The organism is Photobacterium lucens, assembly GCF_009873615.1.
Taxonomy (GTDB): domain Bacteria; phylum Pseudomonadota; class Gammaproteobacteria; order Enterobacterales; family Vibrionaceae; genus Photobacterium; species Photobacterium lucens.
This window is the reverse complement of the sequence record NZ_SSMG01000168.1, coordinates 1-541: the sequence shown is the minus strand read 5'-3', so window position 1 is coordinate 541 and position 541 is coordinate 1. Positions and strand designations below refer to the sequence as shown.

Sequence of the window (541 nt, the reverse complement as noted above, 5' to 3'; positions counted from 1 at the left end):
TAGTATTTATCTCACTTTGTTATTACAACTTTTTATCAATAAATACTATAGAAAGAAAACTTCAAACAGTTATACAAACTACCGTTGATGTGACTAAACGTTTCTATGGCTTTTATATCAATGCAGATTCAAAACATTATGATAAAGGTGTTCACTTTGAAAAAGTTGATAATGGTGAACTTGGTATAATAGTGAATGACTCAGGTGATATTCATCAACTAAATAACGCGATGAGTCAACTTAAAAAAGAAATCGAAGGTATTATCGGTTCTGATTTATTATGGACAGTTGCTGTTATTGAAAAAGCCAATGCTAGTGGGGAAGTTACGCATTTTCTGCCATTAAGAGAAGCTTATATTTCATTAGATGAAACAAGGCATAATCGAAGTGGCTGGATATCTCGAACAATTTCTGATGAAAGTATTGATAAATCGTATCGAATTTTTAATGAAAACAATGTGAGATTGACTGCACCATATTATGAAGAAGGTTCAGGTAAATATATTAGAAGTATTTTGTATCCGGTTTATATTGATAAAGA

General features: G+C 30.5%; 1 pseudogene. It reads left to right on the top strand.

From position 1 onward, the window contains the following. Positions 1 to 541 (top strand): annotated as a pseudogene (locus E5A76_RS07725) (GGDEF domain-containing protein); the annotation flags it as partial.